The organism is Rickettsia sp. Oklahoma-10, assembly GCF_039954865.1.
In the GTDB taxonomy this organism is placed as follows: Bacteria; Pseudomonadota; Alphaproteobacteria; order Rickettsiales; family Rickettsiaceae; genus Rickettsia; species Rickettsia oklahomensis.
Genome location: NZ_CP157197.1, coordinates 816,612 through 840,810, shown reverse-complemented (window position 1 = coordinate 840,810; position 24,199 = coordinate 816,612). Strand labels below are relative to the sequence as shown.

Genomic DNA, 24,199 nt, shown 5'->3' with positions numbered 1-24,199 from the left:
CCTCTAAAGTATCTAAAAAAGTAACTTATCATACTAATAATTTTATCACTGAATCCCATGATTAAGTCACGTGAATAAAAATTGATTAGCCGTTATAATCACAATCAAATAAATATGAAACTTTAGAAATTGCCATTTCTTCTTAATGAATTTGTGTATCACTATAAGTTTTTACAAAGAGTTATATTCTTGTTTCAAAACCAAGCATTATTGCATTTGCTTTTTGCGCAATTTCTTTTGCAAATTTGAAACCTACGTGTTTTTTACACAACATCTGTGCTAATACTAACTCTAATTCTTTTTGTATTGGATATTTAAATTCTGTAAGCAACAACCCTTGATAAAATTCCAATGCTTCAAATTCTTGTGCTTTCAATAGTTTTATAAAGTCTCCAACATTATACTTTTCACCATTAAGTAAGTGTCACTTCAGATTCTAGTGGTGTTGATATAACTTCTATATCCGACACAGAATCAGAATTTTCTTTACTCAGGGTATCTTTCATTTATCTGCATCTTGTACTTGTACATTTAGTTCTATTTTATTCTCACAAGAGACATGTGGATTTGTATCATATTTTTCTACCAACTCTTTCATTAGAATATTTCCCCATTTTTGCAGAATAGTGCCCCATATCCTTAAGATTAATACCTAGTGTACTAGCAGTATTTATAAACGATGCTACAGAATCCAAATTTAATTTTGAGAAATAATTTTTAAATTCAGTAGTTATATCATGTACTTTAATAATACGTTTCACTTCTACTAAAGCCGTTTTTACTAATTCTTCTTGACTTGTGTGCGAGTAATATTATTAGTCTTAATATTAGACTCAATTGCATCTTTAGTACTAGAATTCCAGTTAAATACTTAAGTCTTCATATTTGGCTGTGTTACTTGTAGCTTCTTTATTGATATTTGCAACTACTTCCTATCATATTATATTATCATATGTCAAAATATAAAAATCAACTTTTTGATACACAGCAAGCATGTAAGTCACGTTTAAAATAAAAATTATTATTTTTATTCAAGATTGTGCGGTAAATTTGGACATTTTCAAGTACTCTTTGAACATAATCTCTTGTTTCTCTATAAGGTATAAGTTCTATCCAGTCAATAACTTTTCTTGTATCCTTTATGTCCCTTGGATCACCGAACCTACCTATCCATTTTATTACATTATGACTTCCAGCATTATAAGAAGCAATAGATAGAATATAAGAACCTTTATGATCATCTAATAATTTTTTGAAATGATACGAGCCAAGTTTAATATTATATACCGGGTTTCTAGTTAAATCAGCTATATTACATTTAACATTTATGGATTTTGCAGTATCACAAGCAGTACCTTTAATAAGTTGCATGAGACCCATAGCATTTGTATAACTTACTGCTTTATGATCAAAAACCGATTCCTGTCTAATTATTCCATAAGTTAAATGAGGTGGAATAGGTAACCCTGCTAGATTATATGGAGTTGGAAAAGCACAATCCGGAATAAAAGCATGATTTTGTGCAGCAATTTTTGCCACCTCAACCATATAATTAATATTATTATTTACTTTAATAATATTTGCAATTATTTGAATTTCTGCAGGATTTTTAGTATTCTTAATCGCTGACTTGGAATATATCATGGCTAAGTAGTGTTTATTATATTTAACCAGTAACCTTATTGCTTTAATAATCTCTTTATTTTCTATAGTTTCCCTTTCTTCAGAAGTTATTACAGGAATAGAAGGCAACACTAACTTTGTCCTATTTAATTCAATATTTGCTACCTGCCCGTAAAAGGTAAAAGAATATTTTGCTGCTTGCTCATAAAATTTTCTAGCCATTTGCTTATCACATTTTGCTTCATAAGTGCGACCGAGCCAATAAAACCCACGTGCCAAACTAATCGGAGTCTTAACAACTTTAATAAACTTATTAAAATGTACTAATGCTTGATCAGACTTTTTTAAAAAACTTAAAGAAAGCCAGCCGGCAAGCCACTCCTGCTCTCTTACGGTTTCAGGACAAGTAGCAAAAGGAAGTATCGCCATTTTATAACTACTTGCAAAATCTTTATAATCGATAAATTTACGAGCATAATAAGATTGAATGCGGCACCATTTAGCAAAATGTTTACGATTATTTTTGGCTTTCTTAAATAAAGTAATAACTTCCTTAGTCGGCTTTTGCGTTTTTTTAGAATCTAAATAACGATATAATAAACCGGAAGTATAGTATTTTTCAGGAACACTTCTAAAAAATTTTTCAGCATTTGGTGATTTATTTATAATCGCAATTTGTGCTTTAAAAGAATTACGATAGCCTTGATCTACATATTTTAGAGATTGCTCAGCAGACCTAATATCATTTTTCCATAAATGTTCTTCTATTCGCTCTAAATGATCACTTGCAGTTAAATATTTATGCCACTTATTATAATATGCATTTTCTTCCTCAGGAGTAAAATTGGCATATACCCAAACTTCCTTAATAATAGGTAATAATATTTTCTGATCTTTGATTAAACTACTTGCAGCAATTGCATAAAATTTATAACCTTTACCGGTACGAGGCAGATGTTTACTAAACCAATCAAAAATTACTTTTTTATTTGTACTATTATTTAAATATTCTTCTGCCCTTTCTTCAAGCAACTTACTTTGAGGCCAATCCGGATTATCAAGTAAAAACTTTATTACCTGTTCAAAACTATTATCTGAATATTTATTGTCCAATAATTTTTGCGAGAGCACAATTTTTGTTAAAACTTTACTATTGACCTTTAAAGCTAAATCCTCAGCTTGCAACCAACTTTTTTGATCAATATAGGTAAAGATTTGTTTGATATTATCTACAGGATCAAAATTAGCATTTACCTTTAAAACTGCTAATAAACATATAGCAATTAATAATTTTATTTTCATAAATATATAAGCTTATTCATAGTTTTTATGTCATTCCTACAGAAGCAGAAATCCAGCAAAACATGTAAAATAAGTTTTTATATGGTTATTTTGTCAAATAGGTACTATATTAGAATATTTAATATTTATTTATTCTGGATTCCTGCCTCTGCGGGAATGATATAAGAGCTAACTAAACACCTGTAGAGCCGAAGCCGCTGCTACCACGTACTGTTTCATCAAGTGTAATACTTTCTTCCCATAATATACGTTCGTACTTGGAGATTATCATTTGAGCAATTCGCATGCCTTTTTCTATAATAAAATCTTCTTTACCAAGATTAATAAGAATAACTTTTATTTCGCCTCGATAATCGGCATCAATAGTACCCGGTGAATTAGCAACCGTAATACCGTGTTTAACAGCAAGACCCGAACGAGGTCTTATCTGTGCTTCAAACGAATCAGGTAATGCTATAGCAATACCAGTCGGGATTAGTTGTATTTCGCCGATCTTTATAATTATAGGTTGCGCATTTGCGGCTATTAAATCCATCCCTGCACTACGCTCTGTAGCATATTCCGGTAAACCACCAAAAAAATTTTCTAGTTTCTGAATTTTAAATTGTGTTATAGTCATATTACTTTATATCAAATTTATCGTTAATAATTTTATTTTCAATAGCATTAATTAAAGAATTAGCAAGATTATCAGTTAATATCTTCATTCCCATGCCAAGTTTCTTTTTAAGCCAAGGTTGTTTAACACACAAATATTGAAACTTAATATTATTACCGAACTTTTCTTTCATTACACTATACATATCACCTATTCCATCAATTAAGCCGTAATCAAGAGCTGTTTGTCCCGCCCAAAATTCGCCGTTAAATAAAATTTCATCTTGCTGAGTTAACTTCCCGGCTCTTCTTGTTTTTATATAATCTATGAAATGCTCGTAAACCTGCTTATGCAAATTTTTGATAATTTTAAGGTCATCTTGATTAATAGGCTGAAAAGGATCCAATACTGATTTATTTTTTCCTTCAGTATAAACTCTTCGCTCTATCCCAAGTTTATTAATTGCTTTATGAAAACCAAATCCGCTTGATATTACTCCAATACTACCAATAACCGAACTTGACAAAGCATATATCTGGTCACCGCTACAAGCAAGCCAATATCCGCCTGAAGCCGCCATATCTTCAATAAAACTATAAATTTTTATTTTATGTTCTGTAGCAAGGCTACGAATACGTTTTGCAATAAGTTCAGATTGTACTGGAGAACCACCAGGAGAATTAATAATTAAACATAATGCTTTTAACTTCTTTATTTTAAAAGCTTTTTCTATTAGCTCATTTAATGATTCTAACGTAAGCCCTGATTGCACAGTACTGACTTTACCAATAACACCGCTAAGGCGCAAAACTGCAATCACATCTTTAGAATCACCAAAAACTGAAGCAACTAGTTGATCTAATTTACTTATCTGCCGTTTGGTTATTATCTGATCAAATTCAGCACCTGCAATAGTTGATTTATTAACTTCATTCATTAATTTTGCTCATTGTTACTTTGTATGTTAATTTCCTTCATTGTATCATTTTTTATTGGCTGCAAAGGCCTGGACAGTTTATTAAGAGATTGCTCATTATAACTATTCTTAGGCTCAGGATAATTTCCTGGGATAGATGATAAAATGGTTTCTCTAGTCTTCTCATCATACCAATTCGTATTACCGACAAAACTAGTTACTATTTTACCATTTGGGTCTATTAAGATGCTAGTAGGTCGACTTACTATACTTAAAGCTTTAAACAGTTGATTTCTATAATCATAGTAAATCGGTAAATACCTTATTTTATAACTTTTAAAATATTCCTTAATAACCTTTATATCTTGATAATCATCTGAAATCGGAATTACTGCAAAAGGTAAATTCCTGAAATCTTTTTGCAACATATCAAGAGCTGGAATCTCATTAACGCATGAAGCACTCCAAGTAGCCCAAAATACTAATAATATAGTCTTTCCTTCAAACTGATCAAGAGAATATTGATTGTTTTCTTCATCAAAAAAAATTACGTTATCAGGAACACTTGAACCTCTTAAAAATTTTAATTTATCCTGATGCTTAGCATAAATTTTAGGAATAAAAATTGTTATAGATAATAAAAAGGCTATAATATATAAAAAATATTTATTATAATTTCTTAAGGTCATATACTAATTTATGTAATGAAAACATTTTATTTATTCTTATTAACGCTTATATGCGTTATATTATGCGGTTGCGGTATAAAAAAACCTTTAGAAGCACCACAGAAGGAAACACTACTGTCATCCCATGCCTTGATGCAGGATCAGTCTTTTTTAATTTTTTGGATACTATGGAGGGGTCACAGTATGACCTAGATTGTGGTTTTCAATCTATGTAATAACACCCCACCTGGTCAAGGAACTAGCATAACATTATTAATACCTTTTAAAGGTCGTACCTTGTAATACTAAATCAAAACAATATGACACTATATTTTGTTGCAGTTCAATCAATATTGGATTCACTTCACCGTACTCATTATTACATATATTTTTATTAGATAAATCTAAGCGAGTATCTAAGGTAGTAAGACTAGGATGCTCTACTCTTATATTTGCACTTCTTAAATGATGAGAAGATTTATAAGGCAACATACTAATGAAGTAATATTCTCCTTTATTATTAGTAGTAGCAGTACCGGAACCGGTAAAGCTTGAATTACCTTCACTTGTAAATCTTCTTTTATCAACTCTAGTTTTTAAAGGTTCATAAGGATATTTACCACCGCTTCCTGCTTGCCATAAATAAACTTTAGCATCTGCAACCGGTACACAATTTTGATCTAATACTTTTCCTTTAATTAATATTCTTTCACCGTAAAATTTTGACAATCTTCCTGTTTTACGTAATAAATTATTAGTAGTGTCAAAAACTTTTGGTTCATAATCGTTAAAGATATTTCTAGTAATTGTACAATGATTAAGCTTATTAGGGTAAGCTTTAGAAACAGCAAATATGTTTAATGTCCATAAACATAAAAAACAAAATATAAATTTTTGCACTTTTCACCATTTTAACATTATTAAATATCTGCATTTAAATCTTAGATCAATTATTTACATTAATCAAATTATTTTTATTCTCATTTGATTATTCAGTAATTGATTGTTATAGTAAACTTTGTTATACCAAAATATATATTATGCAATATGCAAAAATTTTTATCTTTAATAATTGTAATTCTAATACTATACAACATAGTAAAATTAAAAATATCTCCAGACAACGATAATCCTATAACTATAGAGCAATCGGCTTCAAATAATACATTTACCAATGAAAACCAAACTAGTATAAATAATGAACCCCCTATTTCATTAAACGGCAATTTATTTGAACGTACGGTTTCAAAAATAGTAATAAATGCTCTTAAAACCGAAGAAGGGAAAGCATTCTTTGAAAATATTTTACAGCCATTAAATGGACCTATCAATCCTAATGATTACACTATTGAAGTACGTAAGGATTTAGTAAAAACGCTGTTTAAAATTAATACTCTTGGTAGCGGCAATATCGGTCCCGCTTCTTGTGGACATGTAGTTACCGTATTTTATCAAATATTGGATATCAATAATAATTTAATATCGGAAGATACTAGAACTTTTACTTTAGGCTCTGCTCCTATAATGCTTGGCTTAGATAATGTAATAATAGGTATGATGGTAGGAGAAGCACGCGAAGCAATTATTCCGGCAAAATACGCCATTAATAATAGTAATAATATTATCTTCGATAATGCTTATAATTATAAAGTTAATATAATATTAAAATCTATATTACCACAAAATTTTGTTAAAAGTAATGCAGTCAAAATTTATGACGATGAGATAGCTTATCGTGTTCCTTTATTATGTGGTGAAAAAGTAAGTTTTAATGCTAAAATTACTCGCTTATCAAACGGTAAAATATTATATGACTCAAAAGCAAAAGGACAAAAAATAGATATGCAAATCGGCGATATTACATATCCTTTAATTTTTTCTTATGCCTTACAGGGTAAAGTACCGGTTGGAACACGCAGTGTTATTGCTGAAGGCAAAACTTTTAAAGCCTTAGGTTCTAATATAAATAAAATTATTTCTCATGAATCATTACCGATAAATGAATATCTTTTACTTGAACTTAATGATTTTAAACAAAATTAAATAAATATGAAACAACATAAAATATCGGATAACAAAAAACAAAAAAATTATATTTTATTATCTATCCTTGTCATTATGATAATAATTGTATATCTTATAACTTTCATAAAAATTGAAGGATAAATTGTGTGTTTATTAAAAATTTGAAACATAACTGAAGAATATTTAATGTGGAAAAGAGTAATTGGTCTAAATTCCTCAGAGGGTAGTATATTATTATATTAAAACTTTACACCAACTTTTCAAATTAAACAAGTATATTAAGAATCTTACTTTAAACTTTCATTAACTATGAGTTTAGTATGGAAATTATTAAAAAAAACAAAAATACTATTATAATAGTAGGTGTAATATTGCTAGCAACAATCATTTATATCTCTATAAAGAGTGCGAACAATAAAATAAATGATAATATATTAGAAGTAAAGATAGCTATAAAAGATCATAAATTTGTTCCGAATATAGTTGAAGTACCAAAATCTACCAAGATAAAGTTAATTGTTCATAATGAAGATGATACGATAGAAGAATTTGAAAGTCATGATTTGCATCGTGAAAAAATAGTTATGCCAAATGAATCAATAAATATTATACTTGCACCACTTAATCCTGGAAAATATGAATTTTTTGGAGATTTTCATCAAGATCAGGGTTGTATAATTGTTAATGATTAGATAAGAATATGTTTAAAATTGCTTTAGTAGTGTTTCGTGAATGTTTAGAAATATCGTTATTACTTGGTGTAATACTCGCTGTAACAAAACAAATAGAAAAATCTCGTCTTTATATTATTGCCGGAGTAATGCTTGGAGTAGTCTTTGCTTCAATTTTTGCATTTTTTACACGTAAATTATCTTTATCTTTTGGTGGCATAGGAGACGAGTTATTCAATTCCGGAATTATGATACTAATAACAATTTTGATTAGCTGGACCATAATATGGATGCAAGGTTACGGTGTAAAAGTAAAACAACATATAAACGACTTATCAGTAAAAATTCATGAAGGTAATGCTAGTTATTTCATGTTGGTTTTTTTAGTTGCTACTACTATATTACGAGAAAGTGCAGAAATTATTATTTTAGTATACAGCATATCTTCAGTTGAAACAATATCAAGCAGTATTTACTTACAAGGAGTAATTATAGGTGCTACAAGTGGTTTCTTACTTGGCATAGTAATATATTTTGGTTTAATTAAGATTGCTAATCAAAAATATATTTTTAAAATTTCTACCATATTATTGATGCTAATAGCAGGGGGATTTGCAGCAAGTGCAGCAGGTATTCTAACTTCTTCCGGTCTAATTATGTTTTTATCCGATCAACTTTGGGATAGTTCATGGTTAGTAGCGGATAGAAGTATGGTAGGCAAAATCTTACATATTGTTACTGGTTATATTGCAAGACCTAACGGACTGCAAGTACTTGCTTATTTTACTACTATATTATTAATAAATATTTTCATACAAATAAAATTAAGGTATTCCAAAAATACCTCAATTTTATTACAAAAATGAACTAAATTAATTTTATTAAAGAGAGCAATTAAATTAAATATGTTAAAACTTTCATCAGAAATTGGTCCGGTAATAGCATTTTTTGCAGGTTTTTTTTATGGAGGCGGTATACAAAACGCTACTCTTTATATGCTTATTACAGCCATTGTTTGCGTCACTATTTGTTATTTTGTAGATAAAAAAGTATCAAAACTTTCTATTATCTCTGTATCGGTTTTATTAGTTTCAGGGAGTATAACTTTAATTAGCGGCGATTCGATGTATATAAAAATCAAACCTACTATATTATATGTTATCTTTGGAATAATATTTCTCATGAGCGGTATAAGGAAAAATCCTTTTATTAAATATGCTTTAGAGAGCATAGTACGTCTTAAAGAGGAAAGTTGGATAACTTTAAGCTATAGGGCAGCAGCTTTTTTCTTTTTTATGGCTGTAGTTAATGAAATAGTTTGGCGTAATTTCTCAGATGAAACATGGGTCAAATTCAAAGTATTCGGAGTAATACCTATTACCTTTATATTTATTTTACTGCAATTACCGCTTTTATTAAAAAATAAATTACCGGATAGTAAGATATGATTTATATAAACAATATATTAGACTTCTTGTATAAACAATCTTATAAAGAGGAATTCGAAGGAAACACTGCAGCATATATATACAATCACGAAGATGCTAGTACTGGGTTGATGTACAAATTACCTTTAGAAGGAGGTTATGCAAGCAGTTTATTAAGGGTTTTAATTTTTATAGCTCTCTCTTTTAATTTATCTGCTTGTTTACCTACCATATTTACCGTAGCAACCACTACCGGTATTGTTGCCTCAAAAGATCAACCAATGTCTGAAACATTAAATGATGCAAGGATTTCTGCGAGTATTAAAGCTGATTTAGTAAAAAATAATTTTAGAGATTTAGGAGCTAAAATAAAAGTCGAAGTATCACAAGGAAGAGTATTATTAACAGGAAATATTCAAAAAGAACCAGATGCATTAAAAGCCGTAAAAATTGCTTGGAATCAAAACGGCGTCAAAGAAGTTATTAATGAATTAAAAGTAAATAAAAACAGTAATCATTTTGACTTAGCCCAATATACTAAAGATAGTATGATAACCACACAAATTAAAGCTAAAAATTTAATCAGAAAAGACATTAAATTTGCTAATTATACTATTCTAACTATAGATAATATTGTTTATTTATTTGGAGTTGCACGATCAAAAGAAGAGCTAGAAAAACTCGCTTCTATTGCATCAAAAATAAAAGGGGTTGAAAAAGTTGTGTGTTACACTAAAATAATGGATAACTTTAATAAGTATGATGATGATACAACACCATAAACTTAGTTTATTAATTTTATTAATTTTTTGTTTTAGTCTAAGTGGTTGTAATACCTCAAAAAAATTACCTTATTCCTGCAAATATTCATACAAAGAATTATCAAAAGATGATCCTTATAATTTAACTTATAAAGGGCATTATAAAGTTGGTAAAAATTATAAAATAAATGGGAAAACTTATAAACCTCACAATCCTAAATCTTTTACTGAAACAGGCTATGCATCATGGTATGGTGGGTATAAAGACGGTTTCCACGGTAAGAAAACAGCTAACGGCGATAGCTTTAATAGAAACTTATTAACTGCTGCACATAAAACTCTTCCACTTCCCTGTTTAGTCAAAGTTACCAACAAAGCTAATAATAAATCAGTAATTTTAATGGTTAATGATAGAGGCCCTTTTAAGAAAAATCGTATAATAGATGTTTCTCAAAAAGCAGCTGAAATTTTAGCATTTAAAAATCAAGGTATTACTAAAGTAAAAATAGAATATTTACCTGATGAAACCGAACAATTTCTAAAAAATATTAATTTAAAAAAAATACAAAGTAAAAGTGTAGCTAAAAGCTCTCAAAAATCTTCATCTACTAAATTAGCAAAAAATGGTAAATGTAGTATTAACTGTCATATAAAACTTGTGAATTTAAAATATAAGCTGGCAGTAAGTCCCTAGAAGGTACAATAGATATTAAGTCATCATTACGATAAAATTTAAACTTTGTTGTATGGCTCAAAAAGTGTCATTGCAAGCACTAAAAGAAACATAGCAATCTAGAAAAAGTAATAAAAATGCTATAGCATTTTTATTCTTCTTTGCTTTGTCAAAACTTATAGTTTTTCCTTGCAATGACAAAAATATGAGCCATGCAATAAAACAGCTAAAAAGGCAATACAGCAAAAAATAATATATCAACTACGTATATTCTTTTTCTTTATTATTTTTGATTTATCTTTTGTAGTAGCTTTATGCTTAGAAGCAAGCTTGATTGAAGGCTTAGTAGTGGCTATAGGCTTAATATTAAAATACTGATCCAATAATCTAATCATTTTTTGATCACGAGATACAGCACTTTTGCCACCTGTAACAACTGCAATCAATGATTTACCGTTTCTAGAAGCAGTAGTTACTAAATTATAACCTGCAGGTGTATGAAAGCCTGTTTTCATACCTTCCGCACCTTGATAATTTTTAGTAACTCTATTGTGTCCGTTTATTATGTTCCCACGAAATATGAAGCTGGTTTTAGAAAATAATGGGTAATATTTAGGATAATCTCTCTTCAGGGCCATAGCAAGTTTAGCCATATCTCTTGCGGTAGTTTGCTGTAATGGGTCATGCCAACCTGAAGCATTTTTAAAATAGGTATTTTTCATACCAAGCTGTTTAGCTTTAATATTCATTAAGTGAGCAAAAGCTTTCTCAGAACCCTTCATATTCTCAGCCACAGTTACAGCAGCATCATTAGCTGATTTTATTATTAACCCATTAATTGCCTCTCGAACGGTTATAGTTTCCCCTGCTTTTAAACCAAGCTTACAAGGCGGCATTTGTGAAGCTTTTACTGATACAAGTAATTTTTTATCTAAAGGAAACTTACCGGATTCAATTGCTTCAAACATCAAGTATAGAGTCATTAGCTTAGTTAAAGAAGCAGGATAAATCCGAATTTGTGAATTATGAGCCTGCAGCACTTTACCACTTTTTGCATCAATTACTAAACTAGTTTGAACAGGCGGTTTATAGGTATTTTGTACAGCTTTCTTTGCTTCGCTTATTGGAGTAAAGAAAAATGTTGCAATAAAAATATAGGATAATAAAAATTTACTAAACATTTTAAATAAATAAAATATTTTTTGAATTAAATCAAGCAGGATTATGTTTTTTCTTTTTGTGTAATCACGTGACTTGTGATCGCGGAACCTGTGAAAAATACTAAAATTATTAGTACTTTAAACGTGGTCAAAACCACGGTATGACAATAATACTTACTATACTTTAACTTTTTTATTAAGATACATTAATATAAATAAAGCGGGTAAGGCTAAAATTATAGTAAAGATGAAAAAAAAATCCCAATCAAGGATATTTACTAATTTACCAGCATAAATAGTGACAGTATTGTTACATAAACTACTTGCACTACTAAGTAAAGCATACTGCGTTGCAGAATATTTCTTATTACATAAATTACCGATATATCCGACTAAAGCAGTAGCACCCATAGCGGCAGCAAAATTCTCTATAGTAATAGCAATTAACAATGCTTCAAAAGCAGGAGGCTGGTGATTAAGCCAAATAAATGCAAAATGCGTTAAACTTTGAGCAATACCGGTAATAATTAAACCTTTAAAATTCCCTACCCTATACATTACAATACCACCGGTAAAACCACCGACTAAGGTCGCAATCAACCCATAAAGTTTAGCAATTATTGCTATTTCACCTTTTGTATAACCAAGCTCTATATAAAATGGTGAAGCAACCGCTCCAAGCATAGCATCACCTAATTTAAAAAATATTACTGCAAGTAAAATAGTTATAGCAAATTCTCTTGTGAAAAAATCTTTGAAAGGATTAATGACTGTATAAATCCATGAAGTAATAGAAGTAATATTAATTTTTTCTCTTACTAATTCTTTTTCATCTACTGTTATTATAAAAACAACAGAAATAGCAAATATTATAGCTATAACAAAGAAAGTTAGTTGCCAATTATTGCCAGTTATTTCTGCAATATATAAAGCACCCGCCCCTGTAATAAGCATGCCGACTCGATAACCAAGTACAGCAGTTGCACCAGCTATGCCCTGCGTTGCCTGATCAAACTTATCTATACGCAATGCATCAACAGCAATATCGAAAGTACTAGATAAAAAGCCTAATACTATAGTTAAAAAATATAAAGAAGTTAAAGAAACTTCAGGGTTTTCTTTGCTTATAGCCATTAACACTAAAGCCATTAAAGAGCTACATAATATAAGCCAACTTTTTCGATGCCCCCACCTACTTAAAAAAGGTATTTTAAAATTATCGACTAACGGTGACCAAAATACTTTTAACGAATATGATAATCTTGCAACCGCAAAAGTAGTAATAATAGCGATATCTATACCAGATTCTTTTAACCATACAGAAAGAGTAGAAAAAATTATAACCAGCGGCATACCACTAACTATCCCTAAAATAAATATTTCAAATAATTGATAATCTTTAAAAATCTTGGTAATAAGCATTATATTATTCCTTGTGTTGATGATACCATGACCCATAGGCTAAGCATTGTTTTATGACTCCTATGTCATTTTCCCGCGAATGCAGGAGAAAAAAGTAAAATCACCTGCATAATTTTAATTATTTGTATTTATTTAATTACTGAATTCTGATTTTAGCTACGAATTATATACAAAATTATTTAATAAAAAATAAGAGGTATAAACTATTTATGTTATAAATCAACTATTTTCTCTTAATTCTTTATTATATAACCTATAATACTCATCTTTATTCTTAAGTAATTGTCTGTGAGTACCATGCTCACAAATCTCACCGTTTTTCATTACAATAATATTATCAAGATCGGTAATACTGCTTAAACGATGTGTAATAATTAAAGTAGTTTTTCCTTGACGTAATTTCTTTAAAGATTCTAGAATTTTCTGTTCGGAAGCTTGGTCTAAGCTACTCGTTGCTTCATCCCAAATTAAAATAGGTGCATCTTTTAGGAAAGCTCTAGCAAGCGATAAACGCTGACGTTGACCACCTGATAGAGTTATCCCCTGCACTCCTATCATAGTATCGTAACCGTTCGGCAGATGCATAATAAACTCATGAGCATCAGCATATTTTGCTGCTCTAATTATTTCTTCTCGCGTAGTATAAGCTTGAGCATATGCTATATTTTCGGCAACTGTTGTATCAAATAAATGAGTATCTTGAGTCACTAAGGAAATCTGACCTCTAAGTGAAGTAAGCTTAATATCTTTAATATCATGATTATTAATTAAAATTCTTCCCTCATTTGGATCATAGAAACGCACTAATAAATTACTAATCGAAGTTTTACCGCTACCTGAACGCCCGACAAATGCAATCATTTTATGAGGTTCTAGCTTTAAATCTATATATTTTATAGCTATTTTACTCTCAAAACTTAAAGCTAATTTTTCAAAAGTAATTTCTGAATTATATAAATCTACTTCTTGAGCACCTTCACGATCTTTAATAAGAGGCTCGCTATCTAAAATATTAAATACTCTCTTAGCAGCTGCAATTCCTTCTTGCAAATTGACATTTAACGATACTAAGCTTTTAAACGGCCTATAAGCCGCTGCAAAAGACGCCAAAAAAGCAAAAAGAGCACCGGGCGTACTTTTTCCCTCAAGAACTAAATTACCTCCATACCATACCATCCCCCCGACTGCAAGACCGCTTAACCCTTCCATAATTGGCGAAACCATCGCATCTAACTTAGAAGTTTTCTTATAAAACTCTAAAATATTATTAACAATCAATGATGCTCTATTGCTTTCTATTTTTTCACCAACAAAAGATTGTATAATCTTAATTGACTGAAATGTTTCATCAAGCTTAGAAGTATAATGTCCTAGCTCCTCTTGGGATTGTGATGATATTTTACGTATTTTTCTTCCCATTTTTTGTACAGGATAAACAGCAAGCGGAAAAACAAGAAAAACTATGCAAGATAATACTGGTTCTAACTTAAACATCATCCCTATCAGAAATACTACCGTTAGGAAATGTTTAGCACACCCAATAAGCAAATTAGAAACAGCCCCACGCATCAAAGAAATATCATTAGTAACACGAGATATAAGACGCCCCGAAGATTGTTTTTGAATAAAAGAAATATCGGCAAATAATAAATGCTCATACATTTTCATCTGCAAATCATTTAATACCCTCTGCCCTACAAATTTTATTAGATAATTCTGATAATATTCTGCAATCCCTTTTATAAAAAAAGTAACTGTGAGCACTATCGGCATTATTACAAGCATTTTCCTATCATGCGTTAAAAAAATCTTATCAATAATAGGTTGGACTGCATGAACTATCACAGCCGTACAAATTGCTGCAATAGCCATACAAAATATGGCAAAATATATTTTACTTACATAAGGTTTAACATGCTCTTTTATCAACCTTTTTATAACGTCAACCGCTGTGTAACTATCATTTAAATTATTATCACTCATTATCGTTAAAAATATTAAATTGATTATGCGATTGATTTGGCACCGGCATTTTTAAATGTTCAAAAGCGGCAATCGTGATTACCCTACCTCTGGGCGTTCTTTGCAGTAAACCTATCTGTATAAGATAAGGTTCTATAGTTTCTTCAAGTGCATCACGCTGTTCAGATAAGGCGGCTGCAATCGTTTCAATGCCAACGGGACCGCCCTTATAATTAGCCGCTATGAATTTTAAATAACGATAATCGTTACTATCAAGCCCTATATGATCAACTTCCAAACGATTTAAACCAAAATCAGCTATTTCTTTATCTACTACCGGTTTACCGTCAACTACTGCAAAATCTCTTATACGACGCAGCAATCTTAATGCAATTCTTGGCGTTCCTCTACTTCTTTTAGCTATTTCCTCAGAACCAGATTCTGTCAAATCAATATCGAGTAATTTACTCACTCTGTTTAAAACTATCTTAAGCTCCTCATTATTATAAAAATTAAGCCTCATAGGAATACCGAACCTATCACGCAAAGGATTACTAAGCAGTCCAAGCCTAGTGGTAGCTCCTATTAAAGTAAATTGTGGTAAATTTATTTTCACTGATCTTGCTGCAGGTCCTTCACCAATAATTATATCAAGCTCAAAATCTTCCATAGCAGGATATAAAACCTCTTCAACAGAAGTATTTAAGCGGTGGATTTCATCGATAAATAATACATCATTCTTTTCAAGATTAGTGAGAATAGCAGCAAGATCAGCTGCCTTAAGTATAGCAGGACCGGAAGTAGATTTGAAATTAACACCAATTTCGTTAGAGATAATCTTAGCAAGTGTAGTCTTACCAAGACCAGGTGGACCATAAAATAAAGTATGGTCAAGATGTTCATTGCGAGATTTTGCAGCTTTAATAAATACCGAGAGATTTTCTTTAATTTGCTGCTGACCGACAAATTCTTGCAAATATGACGGTCTTATCGGTAATTCTTGATCATTTTCACTTTTTTCAGGTGATAATATATGAGTCATTTATGTATTTATGCAATAATTTAAATTTCGATGTCATTTCAGCAACAATGAGACATTGTGGCATGACATACAGAACTGTACAAACAACATAATAATTAATAATAGCTAAAAAATAGTTTTATGCTATATTTATTTTATGCTATATTTTCTATATCTTCATGATAAAAGTACCAAATCTATATTTACTTCATATCCCAGATAAAAACATCTAATTGTCACTTAGTTCTTCATTTATGATTGTATTAGTTTACTCTTATTGCTTTTAAATACTCTTTAAGAGGCAACTTTCAATATAATTTGAATATTTCAAATTTCACTATATGCAACTTCCAGCTTCTTTTTATACAAATCTATTAAGATCGATATTATTTTCTTTGCTGTATCTTTTACTACTTCCTCTAATAAATGTTTTATTTTTCTCAAATTTGTAGTAGTAGTTTCTATCCATGTTCTTGCTCAATTGAGTACCTAAATAATTTTACTATTTCTTATTGAAGCTAATAACTGTTTTATTAATTCTTTACTTATTTATCTAGCTAAAGAAAATCTTAATGAGATATTATTATACCTGCTACTCCTATCTAAATAAATATCCTGCACATCTAAAGCATTAATAGGCAAATCTTGAAAAAACTCTTCAAAGAATCCAAGCATAAAAGATCACAGAACTATCTACTAACCTATCTGACTATAAGAAATCATTTTCTACATTAGAACAATATAAAACTTTTAAATTAGATTTCCAAGAAATATTAGCCAAAAATGCCTTAAATTCAGAAGCTTTGATCCTAGTATCAATCCCAATTAATGTCTTGAAGAGTGTTGTTTATTGTAAAAGCCTCATAATTGCAAGTTCTTTGATCTATCTACCAAACTGCTATTTATTATAATACTAGTAATACGACATTCAGGATCTATTAAAATTTAGCTAATAATATTGGAAATTTGTTAATTGTAAATAAATCTATAAATATTAAATTTTCTATTACAGATACTAAATAACTTATCTTCTAAATACAACCTCATGTAATGAAGATGTATATTAAGGTAGACAGATTATACTCTAATTTGCTAACTAGCTTTTATACTTGCCCTAAACATTTTTTATTCTCATATCGCTTATATTATAGTTATTAAATTAGTATAAAACATATGTTAATTTATTAACTAAAATTAGACTTTCGATTTTTTAGGGCTGTTTTAATTAATTCATCAATAGAGATTTCAGGATTTTGATTAATAATTCCTTGAACGGTGTTTTGTGCCTCAAATCTAGAAAAACCAAGATTTATCAGAGCCTTTATTACTTCATTACTTATGACGGGTGTGATATTCTTAATATTGAAGCTATCTTGAATAATAGCCGAGCTGCTTGATATTTTTGTTACTTTACCTTTCAGTTCTAATACTATACGTTCAGCAAGTTTAACTCCGACTCCAGATATTGCTTTAAATATATTTTTATCGTCATTATTTATAGCAATTTGGATATCCGCAGGAGTTAGGTTTGATAAAATAGATAAAGCCATTCTAGTTCCTATACCATTTACTAACTGTAGTAAATTAAAAAAATTTTTCTCTTCTAGAGTCAGGAAACCATAAAGATTAATATGTTCCTGTCTAACATGTGTTTCGATAAATAGTTTATAAAACTCCCCTTCAGCAAGTTTACCTAAAGTTTTACCTGAAGCATAGACTAAGTACCCTACTCCGTTTACATCAATTATAACATAATCATCACCTTGGGAATCAACTTTACCACTTAATTTACCAATCATATTAATTTATTTCTTTTTTTTCTTACTTTTACTATATATTAAAACTATAGTCGGTAAAGCTGTAATAATTGCTGCTAAGATATAATGAATAACAAGCGGTCTATCCATCATATGACACTGCCTATCATTTGGAATCGTTTTAGCTAAAACCATATACGTAACTATTATAGTTACTACTATATATAGAATGGTAAAAAACAAATATTGTATAAAATTTTTCATTTTATGTCTATGTTATGCTGTGACTTGATCAGTTCTATGTCATCCTAGCTAACTTGATAACGGAATCCAGGAAATAAACAAAAAATAACACTATAAGTTGTTTTTCTACGGTCAAGCCACGGCATGACAATGAATACGTTTTTAATCCATACAACAACTACTTAAACCTATAAATAAGCCTGCTTCAACACCTTTACTTATTAAAAGCTTATACTCTAAACTGTACATTAAATCCCTACCAGCCGTGACTGTAGAAATCTTTTTATATACATGTACTGTAATTATGTTGAGCAAGTATAAACTTGATAAATAATATTGTCTCCCCAGGCTTATCATATTTACTTAAAATACTATGATACTATACGTACCAAACTTTCAACAGCAATATATTCAGAAATTTTATCAGCTTGAATTAGTAATAATTGTGGTCATAGTCTTCCAATTTATCCGTTACCGTCTAAAAAATGACGAATAAATTCAAACTCATAATGAAACATATAGGCCTTAATTGTTCTAGAAGTATCATAATTTTGATTTATAAAATTGCATAAACATGCTATTAATAATGATACTTGATTTGCATACAGAGCAAGATGTGCAAGCGCTACTTTTTTAAAGATATCTGCCTTTTCTGCTATTTTTATCTCATATGTGCTTTTAATAATGATAGTATCATATGATACTATTATTAATCTATAAAAGAACTTTCCTTATGCCATTCCTGCAAAAGCGTGAATCCATAAATAGGTATCACAGTGGCTTGACCACTGTCTCTAGAAAACCAACTTGTCATATCAATTTTGCTCCTGAGATCAAGTCACAGGATAACATTAGAAGTTATGGGATTCCTACTTTCGTAGGAATGAAATAATTGGCCTTTTAAGATTACCTATCTCAATATCTTCTATCACTCCACTTTTGCGGTTTTTAAATTCAATAATATTATTTTTGGCTTTTTTAGGACCGATTATCATTTGATAAGGTGAACCGATAAGGTCATGTGTGGCAAATTTACTGCCGGGACGTACATAAGTGTCATCATATAACACTTCTATATTTTGAGCTGATATCTCCTTATACACTCTTTCTGCAAGCTCCGTGCATTTACTATCATGAATATTTAAATTAATTAAAGAAACCTTGAAAGGCGCAACGCTAGAAGGCCATATAATACCTTTCTCATCATAATTTGCTTCTATAATAGCCGCCACTAATCTTGAAATACCTATACCGTACGAACTCATTTCTACAGGAGTTAGTGCACCATGCTCGTCATTAATAAGAGCATTCATATTAACCGAATATTTTGAGCCAATATAAAAAATATGCCCAACTTCTATACCTTTACTACTAGTTATTTCTTGTTCAGATATAGGTAATTTATTTACATCATGCTTTTCCTCAGCTGCTGCGTACCAGCTTTTAATTTCCTCTACATCAATATCAGGATTATCCTTTAATATCTTAAATCTCTTATCGTAATAAATAGTGCTTTCACCGGTCTCTGCAATAATATGAAATTCATTGCTTAAATTTCCACCGATCGGACCGTTATCAGCAATAACAGGAATAGCAAACACACCTAAATCACGGAAAGTATTAATATAAGCCTTAAACATTTGATTATAAGTCTTAACAGCATTTTCTTTATTGATATCAAAAGAATAAGCATCTTTCATTAAAAACTCCCGTCCTCTCATGACACCAAAACGAGGCCTAATTTCATCACGAAATTTCCATTGAATATGATAAAGATTTTTTGGCAAATCCTTATATGACTTAATATTATGACGGAAAATATCTGTAATCATATCCTCATTAGTTGGACCAAATAGTAAAGTATTATCGTGACGATCTTGAAATTTTAACATTTCCTTACCGTAATTCTCAAAACGCCCTGATTCAACCCATAAGTGTGCTGGCTGAATGCAAGGCATTAGCACTTCCAAAGCTCCCACTTTATTCATATTTGAGCGCACTATATTCTCGATATTCTTCAATATTTTTAGACCGAGTGGAAGCCATGTATATATACCAGCAGCTTGCTGCCTAATCATGCCGCTTCTAAGCATTAATTTATGCGAAGTTATTTGAGCTTCACTTGGTTCTTCCTTTAAAACAGGTAAAAAATATTTTGATAATAACATAGAACTTTTTTAGTTTAATATATACATATATTTTGTATTTCTATGTTATTCCAGCGAAAGCAGGAATGACATTCTATTAGTATACTCATTTTGTAGCAGTAAGGTTCAGAAATATATGACGGTATTTTTGTTGTTCGTTAAATATACCCGTATAATGCATAGTGTGCATAATGCTGTTATCTTGCATCACACCACGCATTGACATACAACTATGCAAGGCAGAAATTCTCACTGCTACGCCGAGTGGTTTTAAATTATCTTGTACGCTTTCAGCAATTTGTACTGTCATTTTTTCTTGAATCTGTAGCCGTCTAGCAAAAATACTTACTATTCGCGCTAGCTTACTTATGCCAATAATACAATTATCAGGAATATAAGATATATGTACCGTACCATTAAAAGGTAACATATGATGTTCACAAAAAGAGGTAAATCTTATACCATCCAGTGAGACCAAATCCTGAAAATTACAAGTATCATAAAATTTTGTACTTAATATTTCAGCTACCTCTTGTTTATAACCGGAAAACATTTCCGTATAGCTGTTAATTACTCTATCAGGGGTTTTAAGTAGCCCTTCTCTATTTGGATCTTCACCAATGAATTTTAATAATGTTCTTACCGCTTCCTTAGCTTCTTCTCTAGATGGCTTTTCAAGTTTCATAAGTTTGTTTGTTTTTAAAAACATTGTTGTACCACAAATATAAACAAACATCAAGCTGCTTAACTATAGCATGAAACATTCCCAACCCAGCATACCAATTAATAGCTTAGCAGATAGCAGCATTACACTATTTGGATTTCTACACATAATCCTGTAACCACTGGCAAGTGTTAGCCATAATATGTACATAATTACCTAAAGGTTGGAAGTAAATAGTCATGCTTATTATAGTCAGTTTTTAGCAAAATCTATTTTTCTAGATACTGTGGTCAAGCTACGGTATGACATTGATAAGAACCATTCAAACCCCATACTAACCAAACATAAAACAGGAGCAATACCACCTAGATATTTTATATGATTTGTATAAAATACTTTAATGCTCCGTCAATAATGTCATAAATATATGTGACCAAAAATAATAAGAATACTAAAAATAAAATTCAAATAAAGGAAGAACAAATAGCATTGTTGCAATTTTAATTCTCTATCTATTAACTCTTTAAATAAAATAACCCAGATAAATATTAATATTTGAGTATATATAAATTGTAGTAAATGATCTCCACTCCAAAAAAGTAATTCATAATAAAATTCTATCTCAATTGGAATAATTTGGATAATGTTTTACAAGCTGTTATAAGACTAACCAAAACAAACAAAGCTTAATATAAACATTATAATAGTCGATAATATGGTAAAATTAACTATACTACTTAAGCCTCATCCAATCAAAAAAATATAAAATATTTATAGCATATAATAGCAGCGTAACACCAAATAAGCTTAACCCTAAAATAAATATAATATTTTCAAGCATCGGCAAATTATTCATGACTGGATTATGACCTGCAGGAGACACGACTATAAAAATAGTGCTTAAGAAAGCAAGTTTAGGGTAGATGGTTGGATTCAGTACAACTATGTCATGCCCGCAAAAGCGAGACTCCAGAAAAAACATACTGGATTCCTGCTTTCGCGATAATGATAAAGACCAAATACTAGCAGTAATAGATAATAACCAAATCAATACCAACAAATTAATATGAATAATTAAAACCGATTTGAAAATATGAGGATTTGGAAAAAAACTTGATAATTGTGGAGTATGTAATACTACTAAAATAATTGAATATAAACTGGCAAACCCTAAGGATAAAATACCAAGTTTAAGCCAAGAGTTAGTGAAGCTATTATTTCGTAATTGAGTAATGAAATTCATGATTATAGGAAAATATTAAAAAACTATAACAAATATCTCAATAGATAATCAATATTTTTATTTACTTTAAAAAGTAACATACGTTATTAATAAGTCAATCAAAAATTAATGAACCACCAGATATATGGGCACCAGTATTCTAATCTTTAATAATTAGGAATGAATTTTATTAGGGAAACTTATTGATTCTCATGGTGATTCTAACTATGACCTGCTGCGGGTTGAGGGCCTTTAAAATTTGAGAAAACATTTGAAATATATACTATTCATGAAACTTGAGAAAAAACAAATATGATCATTGAAAACCCACAGTTTATATCTATAACTCACGATGCATTTAAAACAGAACCAAAGCATTATGTCTTGATTGTCCTTAAAGCTTATTATTTAAATGAACATGAATTACAGAGCCTAGAACCGCATAAGATAGCAAGCTGATAGTAGTTTACTCTTAATAATTTACCCTCTAACCTTTTTCTATCTCTAAGAAACTGATTGAGAAAAAATATCATTCTAACTTAACAATATTGATAAATAATCATCTCATTTTGTATAATACAGTATTTTATTGTTACAGTCGATTTAGTGGTGGGTTTGAGAAGACTTGAACTTCTGACCTCACGCTTATCAGGCGTGTGCTCTAACCAGCTGAGCTACAAACCCACAATTAAATGATATCATAGATATGGTGAGCTCGCCGGGATTCGAACCCGGGACCCTTTGATTAAAAGTCAAATGCTCTACCAACTGAGCTACGAGCTCTTAAATATAAAATATATTCAAAAATTTATGTTTTACTTTATCGCCGAAAAAGACTAATCTGTCAATAATTATTTTCATTCCTAACTAAATAGGGATAATTTTGAGGACTCTATGTCATTGCAAGGACATGCACACTAATTGACGAAGCAATCCAGGTAATATTTTGTTATTTTTTCTGGATTTGCCACACTCCTTTTAGTTGCTCGCAATGACAATAATTTATTTAATTAAATGTAGTAAATATTTATGAAGCACTCAGATGTTGCTGTAATTATTCCCTCAAGGTTAAGTTCAACTAGACTCACACAAAAACCTTTACAACTTATAGACTCTATAACTTTAATAGAAAGAGTATTTAAACAAGTAAATCAGGTTAACCTTGAGCATATATACGTTGCAACTGACTCGGAAGAGATAGCAAGAATTATTAAAAAAGTCGGAGGGAAGGTAATACTCACAGATAGTAATATCCCAACTGGTACTGATCGTACTTATGAAGCTTTTAAATTAATTCCAAATAATCAAAATATTAATTACATAGTTAACGTACAGGGGGATATGCCTTTCATTGAACCTAGCTCTATTTTGAAAATTATAGAATATTTAAAAAACAGCGAATATGATATTGTTACACCGGTAGTAAAAGTAGATAAGGAATCAGTGGAAGCTGATAGTAATGTGACTGTAGCCGTTGACTCAGCGGGGAAAGCATTGTATTTTTCACGTAGTCTTATTCCAAATGGCGCAGAAGAATTTTTATATCATGTAGGTATATATGGTTTTTGTAAAAATGCTTTAGAAAGATTTGTATCTATTAAGCCTACTTGTTTAGAAAAAACAGAACGTTTAGAACAACTACGAATGCTTGAAAACGATATGACTATAGGCACATGTTTAGTTGATAATGTTCCTATTTCCGTAGATACGGAAGAAGATTTAAAAAAAGCAATAAAATTTGCTAGTAAATTGACACAAATAGCAAATTAATACGCTATGTGATAAATATATAAATGGTAAAAGCAAACTTCCACATTTATATAAATAATATTTTGAAATCAGGATTATAGGACTGCTTCAAACTCTGATTTCTACAACTTTTAAATTAATAGCAAATTACTCAAGTAACTTGCTATTGGGTAATAAGCTAGGTTTCT

23 protein-coding genes, 2 tRNA genes and 2 pseudogenes are annotated in these 24,199 nt (G+C 30.1%); 7 read left to right on the top strand and 20 right to left on the bottom strand.

All coding sequences use genetic code 11. The features are described 5' to 3' along the window. Positions 1-181: 181 nt before the first annotated feature. The 7 genes from AAGW17_RS03780 to AAGW17_RS03750 form a co-directional block, all read right to left on the bottom strand. Positions 182-376 (bottom strand): hypothetical protein, encoded by a 195-nt coding sequence (locus AAGW17_RS03780; protein ID WP_347938722.1) that lies wholly within the window; start codon positions 374-376, stop codon positions 182-184. A 196-nt stretch (positions 377-572) separates the two neighbouring features. After that, positions 573-761 carry a hypothetical protein gene (locus AAGW17_RS03775; protein ID WP_347938721.1) on the bottom strand — a complete coding sequence of 63 codons (189 nt, stop codon included), beginning with the start codon at positions 759-761 and terminating at the stop codon, positions 573-575. Between the two features lie 208 nt (positions 762-969). Further along, positions 970-2,925 (bottom strand): lytic transglycosylase domain-containing protein, encoded by a 1,956-nt coding sequence (locus tag AAGW17_RS03770; protein WP_347938720.1) that lies wholly within the window; start codon positions 2,923-2,925, stop codon positions 970-972. 172 nt (positions 2,926-3,097) lie between these two features. After that, entirely contained in the window at positions 3,098-3,544 is a 447-nt protein-coding gene (dut, locus tag AAGW17_RS03765; RefSeq protein WP_347938719.1) for a dUTP diphosphatase, read from the bottom strand. Between the two features lies 1 nt (position 3,545). Next, positions 3,546-4,460, bottom strand: a complete 915-nt coding sequence (locus AAGW17_RS03760) for a S49 family peptidase (protein ID WP_347938718.1) — start codon at positions 4,458-4,460, stop codon at positions 3,546-3,548. Continuing rightward, positions 4,460-5,128: a TlpA disulfide reductase family protein gene (locus AAGW17_RS03755; RefSeq protein ID WP_347938717.1), complete on the bottom strand. Its 669-nt coding sequence runs from the start codon at positions 5,126-5,128 to the stop codon at positions 4,460-4,462. The genes AAGW17_RS03760 and AAGW17_RS03755 overlap by 1 nt, the downstream gene beginning before the upstream one ends. A gap of 252 nt (positions 5,129-5,380) precedes the next feature. Next, a complete protein-coding gene (locus AAGW17_RS03750) occupies positions 5,381-6,007 on the bottom strand; it encodes a dioxygenase (protein ID WP_347938716.1) in 627 nt (208 codons plus the stop codon). A 147-nt stretch (positions 6,008-6,154) separates the two neighbouring features. On the opposite strand from AAGW17_RS03750, the gene AAGW17_RS03745 reads away from it, so the two are divergent. The 6 genes from AAGW17_RS03745 (at position 6,155) to AAGW17_RS03720 (ending at position 10,685) form a co-directional block, all read left to right on the top strand. Further along, a complete protein-coding gene (locus tag AAGW17_RS03745; protein WP_347938715.1) occupies positions 6,155-7,150 on the top strand; it encodes an FKBP-type peptidyl-prolyl cis-trans isomerase in 996 nt (331 codons plus the stop codon). Positions 7,151-7,452: 302 nt separating this feature from the next. Then, on the top strand, positions 7,453-7,824 hold the full coding sequence (locus AAGW17_RS03740; protein WP_347938714.1) for a cupredoxin domain-containing protein: 372 nt from the start codon (positions 7,453-7,455) through the stop codon (positions 7,822-7,824). An 8-nt stretch (positions 7,825-7,832) separates the two neighbouring features. Continuing rightward, positions 7,833-8,669 carry an FTR1 family protein gene (locus AAGW17_RS03735; protein WP_347938713.1) on the top strand — a complete coding sequence of 279 codons (837 nt, stop codon included), beginning with the start codon at positions 7,833-7,835 and terminating at the stop codon, positions 8,667-8,669. A gap of 39 nt (positions 8,670-8,708) precedes the next feature. Beyond that, a complete protein-coding gene (locus tag AAGW17_RS03730) occupies positions 8,709-9,251 on the top strand; it encodes a septation protein A (RefSeq protein WP_347938712.1) in 543 nt (180 codons plus the stop codon). 110 nt (positions 9,252-9,361) lie between these two features. Then, the gene (locus tag AAGW17_RS03725) at positions 9,362-10,012 is read left to right on the top strand and encodes a BON domain-containing protein (protein WP_410528117.1); all 651 of its coding nucleotides are present in this window, start codon (positions 9,362-9,364) and stop codon (positions 10,010-10,012) included. Beyond that, complete coding sequence (locus AAGW17_RS03720; protein ID WP_347938710.1) at positions 9,996-10,685, top strand: septal ring lytic transglycosylase RlpA family protein; 690 nt, start codon at positions 9,996-9,998, stop codon at positions 10,683-10,685. Before AAGW17_RS03725 ends, AAGW17_RS03720 begins: the two co-directional genes overlap by 17 nt. A gap of 236 nt (positions 10,686-10,921) precedes the next feature. On the opposite strand, the gene AAGW17_RS03715 is transcribed toward AAGW17_RS03720, so the two are convergent. The 13 genes and pseudogenes from AAGW17_RS03715 to AAGW17_RS03660 all read right to left on the bottom strand — a co-directional run bounded on the left by AAGW17_RS03715 (position 10,922) and on the right by AAGW17_RS03660 (position 23,045). Further along, a complete protein-coding gene (locus AAGW17_RS03715) occupies positions 10,922-11,845 on the bottom strand; it encodes a D-alanyl-D-alanine carboxypeptidase family protein (RefSeq protein WP_347938709.1) in 924 nt (307 codons plus the stop codon). 156 nt (positions 11,846-12,001) lie between these two features. Beyond that, the gene (locus tag AAGW17_RS03710) at positions 12,002-13,246 is read right to left on the bottom strand and encodes an AmpG family muropeptide MFS transporter (RefSeq protein ID WP_347938708.1); all 1,245 of its coding nucleotides are present in this window, start codon (positions 13,244-13,246) and stop codon (positions 12,002-12,004) included. A gap of 219 nt (positions 13,247-13,465) precedes the next feature. Continuing rightward, positions 13,466-15,229 (bottom strand): ABC transporter ATP-binding protein, encoded by a 1,764-nt coding sequence (locus tag AAGW17_RS03705; RefSeq protein ID WP_347938707.1) that lies wholly within the window; start codon positions 15,227-15,229, stop codon positions 13,466-13,468. Beyond that, complete coding sequence (gene ruvB / locus AAGW17_RS03700; RefSeq protein ID WP_347938706.1) at positions 15,222-16,250, bottom strand: Holliday junction branch migration DNA helicase RuvB; 1,029 nt, start codon at positions 16,248-16,250, stop codon at positions 15,222-15,224. The genes AAGW17_RS03705 and ruvB overlap by 8 nt, the downstream gene beginning before the upstream one ends. 528 nt (positions 16,251-16,778) lie before the next feature. Next, positions 16,779-16,904, bottom strand: coding sequence for a hypothetical protein (locus AAGW17_RS03695; RefSeq protein ID WP_347938705.1), 126 nt, complete (start codon positions 16,902-16,904; stop codon positions 16,779-16,781). Positions 16,905-17,413: 509 nt separating this feature from the next. Continuing rightward, a complete protein-coding gene (gene ruvA, locus AAGW17_RS03690) occupies positions 17,414-18,028 on the bottom strand; it encodes a Holliday junction branch migration protein RuvA (protein ID WP_347938704.1) in 615 nt (204 codons plus the stop codon). 6 nt (positions 18,029-18,034) lie between these two features. Continuing rightward, positions 18,035-18,250 (bottom strand): Holliday junction ATP-dependent DNA helicase RuvA, encoded by a 216-nt coding sequence (locus AAGW17_RS03685; protein WP_347938703.1) that lies wholly within the window; start codon positions 18,248-18,250, stop codon positions 18,035-18,037. A gap of 848 nt (positions 18,251-19,098) precedes the next feature. Continuing rightward, complete coding sequence (gene proS, locus AAGW17_RS03680; protein WP_347938702.1) at positions 19,099-20,397, bottom strand: proline--tRNA ligase; 1,299 nt, start codon at positions 20,395-20,397, stop codon at positions 19,099-19,101. Positions 20,398-20,482: 85 nt separating this feature from the next. Then, a complete protein-coding gene (gene folE / locus AAGW17_RS03675) occupies positions 20,483-21,061 on the bottom strand; it encodes a GTP cyclohydrolase I FolE (protein ID WP_347939411.1) in 579 nt (192 codons plus the stop codon). A 300-nt stretch (positions 21,062-21,361) separates the two neighbouring features. Continuing rightward, a pseudogene (locus AAGW17_RS05270) lies at positions 21,362-21,965 on the bottom strand (hypothetical protein); the annotation flags it as partial. A gap of 90 nt (positions 21,966-22,055) precedes the next feature. After that, positions 22,056-22,283: pseudogene (locus tag AAGW17_RS05265) on the bottom strand (hypothetical protein); the annotation flags it as partial. A 586-nt stretch (positions 22,284-22,869) separates the two neighbouring features. Further along, positions 22,870-22,946: transfer RNA gene (locus AAGW17_RS03665), tRNA-Ile, on the bottom strand. 23 nt (positions 22,947-22,969) lie between these two features. Continuing rightward, positions 22,970-23,045 (bottom strand) — tRNA-Lys (locus tag AAGW17_RS03660). 246 nt (positions 23,046-23,291) lie between these two features. On the opposite strand from AAGW17_RS03660, the gene AAGW17_RS03655 reads away from it, so the two are divergent. Continuing rightward, positions 23,292-24,032: a 3-deoxy-manno-octulosonate cytidylyltransferase gene (locus tag AAGW17_RS03655; protein WP_347938701.1), complete on the top strand. Its 741-nt coding sequence runs from the start codon at positions 23,292-23,294 to the stop codon at positions 24,030-24,032. Positions 24,033-24,199: the final 167 nt, after the last annotated feature.

Coding starts and splice junctions, on each gene's coding strand:
- AAGW17_RS03770 (WP_347938720.1), bottom strand. CDS start 2,925: ATGAAAATAAAATTATTAATTGCTATATGTTTATTAGCAGTTTTAAAG.
- dut (WP_347938719.1), bottom strand. CDS start 3,544: ATGACTATAACACAATTTAAAATTCAGAAACTAGAAAATTTTTTTGGT.
- AAGW17_RS03760 (WP_347938718.1), bottom strand. CDS start 4,460: ATGAATGAAGTTAATAAATCAACTATTGCAGGTGCTGAATTTGATCAG.
- AAGW17_RS03755 (WP_347938717.1), bottom strand. CDS start 5,128: ATGACCTTAAGAAATTATAATAAATATTTTTTATATATTATAGCCTTT.
- AAGW17_RS03745 (WP_347938715.1), top strand. CDS start 6,155: ATGCAAAAATTTTTATCTTTAATAATTGTAATTCTAATACTATACAAC.
- AAGW17_RS03740 (WP_347938714.1), top strand. CDS start 7,453: ATGGAAATTATTAAAAAAAACAAAAATACTATTATAATAGTAGGTGTA.
- AAGW17_RS03735 (WP_347938713.1), top strand. CDS start 7,833: ATGTTTAAAATTGCTTTAGTAGTGTTTCGTGAATGTTTAGAAATATCG.
- AAGW17_RS03730 (WP_347938712.1), top strand. CDS start 8,709: ATGTTAAAACTTTCATCAGAAATTGGTCCGGTAATAGCATTTTTTGCA.
- AAGW17_RS03725 (WP_410528117.1), top strand. CDS start 9,362: ATGTACAAATTACCTTTAGAAGGAGGTTATGCAAGCAGTTTATTAAGG.
- AAGW17_RS03720 (WP_347938710.1), top strand. CDS start 9,996: ATGATACAACACCATAAACTTAGTTTATTAATTTTATTAATTTTTTGT.
- AAGW17_RS03715 (WP_347938709.1), bottom strand. CDS start 11,845: ATGTTTAGTAAATTTTTATTATCCTATATTTTTATTGCAACATTTTTC.
- AAGW17_RS03710 (WP_347938708.1), bottom strand. CDS start 13,246: ATGCTTATTACCAAGATTTTTAAAGATTATCAATTATTTGAAATATTT.
- AAGW17_RS03705 (WP_347938707.1), bottom strand. CDS start 15,229: ATGAGTGATAATAATTTAAATGATAGTTACACAGCGGTTGACGTTATA.
- ruvB (WP_347938706.1), bottom strand. CDS start 16,250: ATGACTCATATATTATCACCTGAAAAAAGTGAAAATGATCAAGAATTA.
- AAGW17_RS03695 (WP_347938705.1), bottom strand. CDS start 16,904: ATGCTTGGATTCTTTGAAGAGTTTTTTCAAGATTTGCCTATTAATGCT.
- ruvA (WP_347938704.1), bottom strand. CDS start 18,028: ATGATTGGTAAATTAAGTGGTAAAGTTGATTCCCAAGGTGATGATTAT.
- AAGW17_RS03685 (WP_347938703.1), bottom strand. CDS start 18,250: ATGAAAAATTTTATACAATATTTGTTTTTTACCATTCTATATATAGTA.
- proS (WP_347938702.1), bottom strand. CDS start 20,397: ATGTTATTATCAAAATATTTTTTACCTGTTTTAAAGGAAGAACCAAGT.
- folE (WP_347939411.1), bottom strand. CDS start 21,061: ATGAAACTTGAAAAGCCATCTAGAGAAGAAGCTAAGGAAGCGGTAAGA.
- AAGW17_RS03655 (WP_347938701.1), top strand. CDS start 23,292: ATGAAGCACTCAGATGTTGCTGTAATTATTCCCTCAAGGTTAAGTTCA.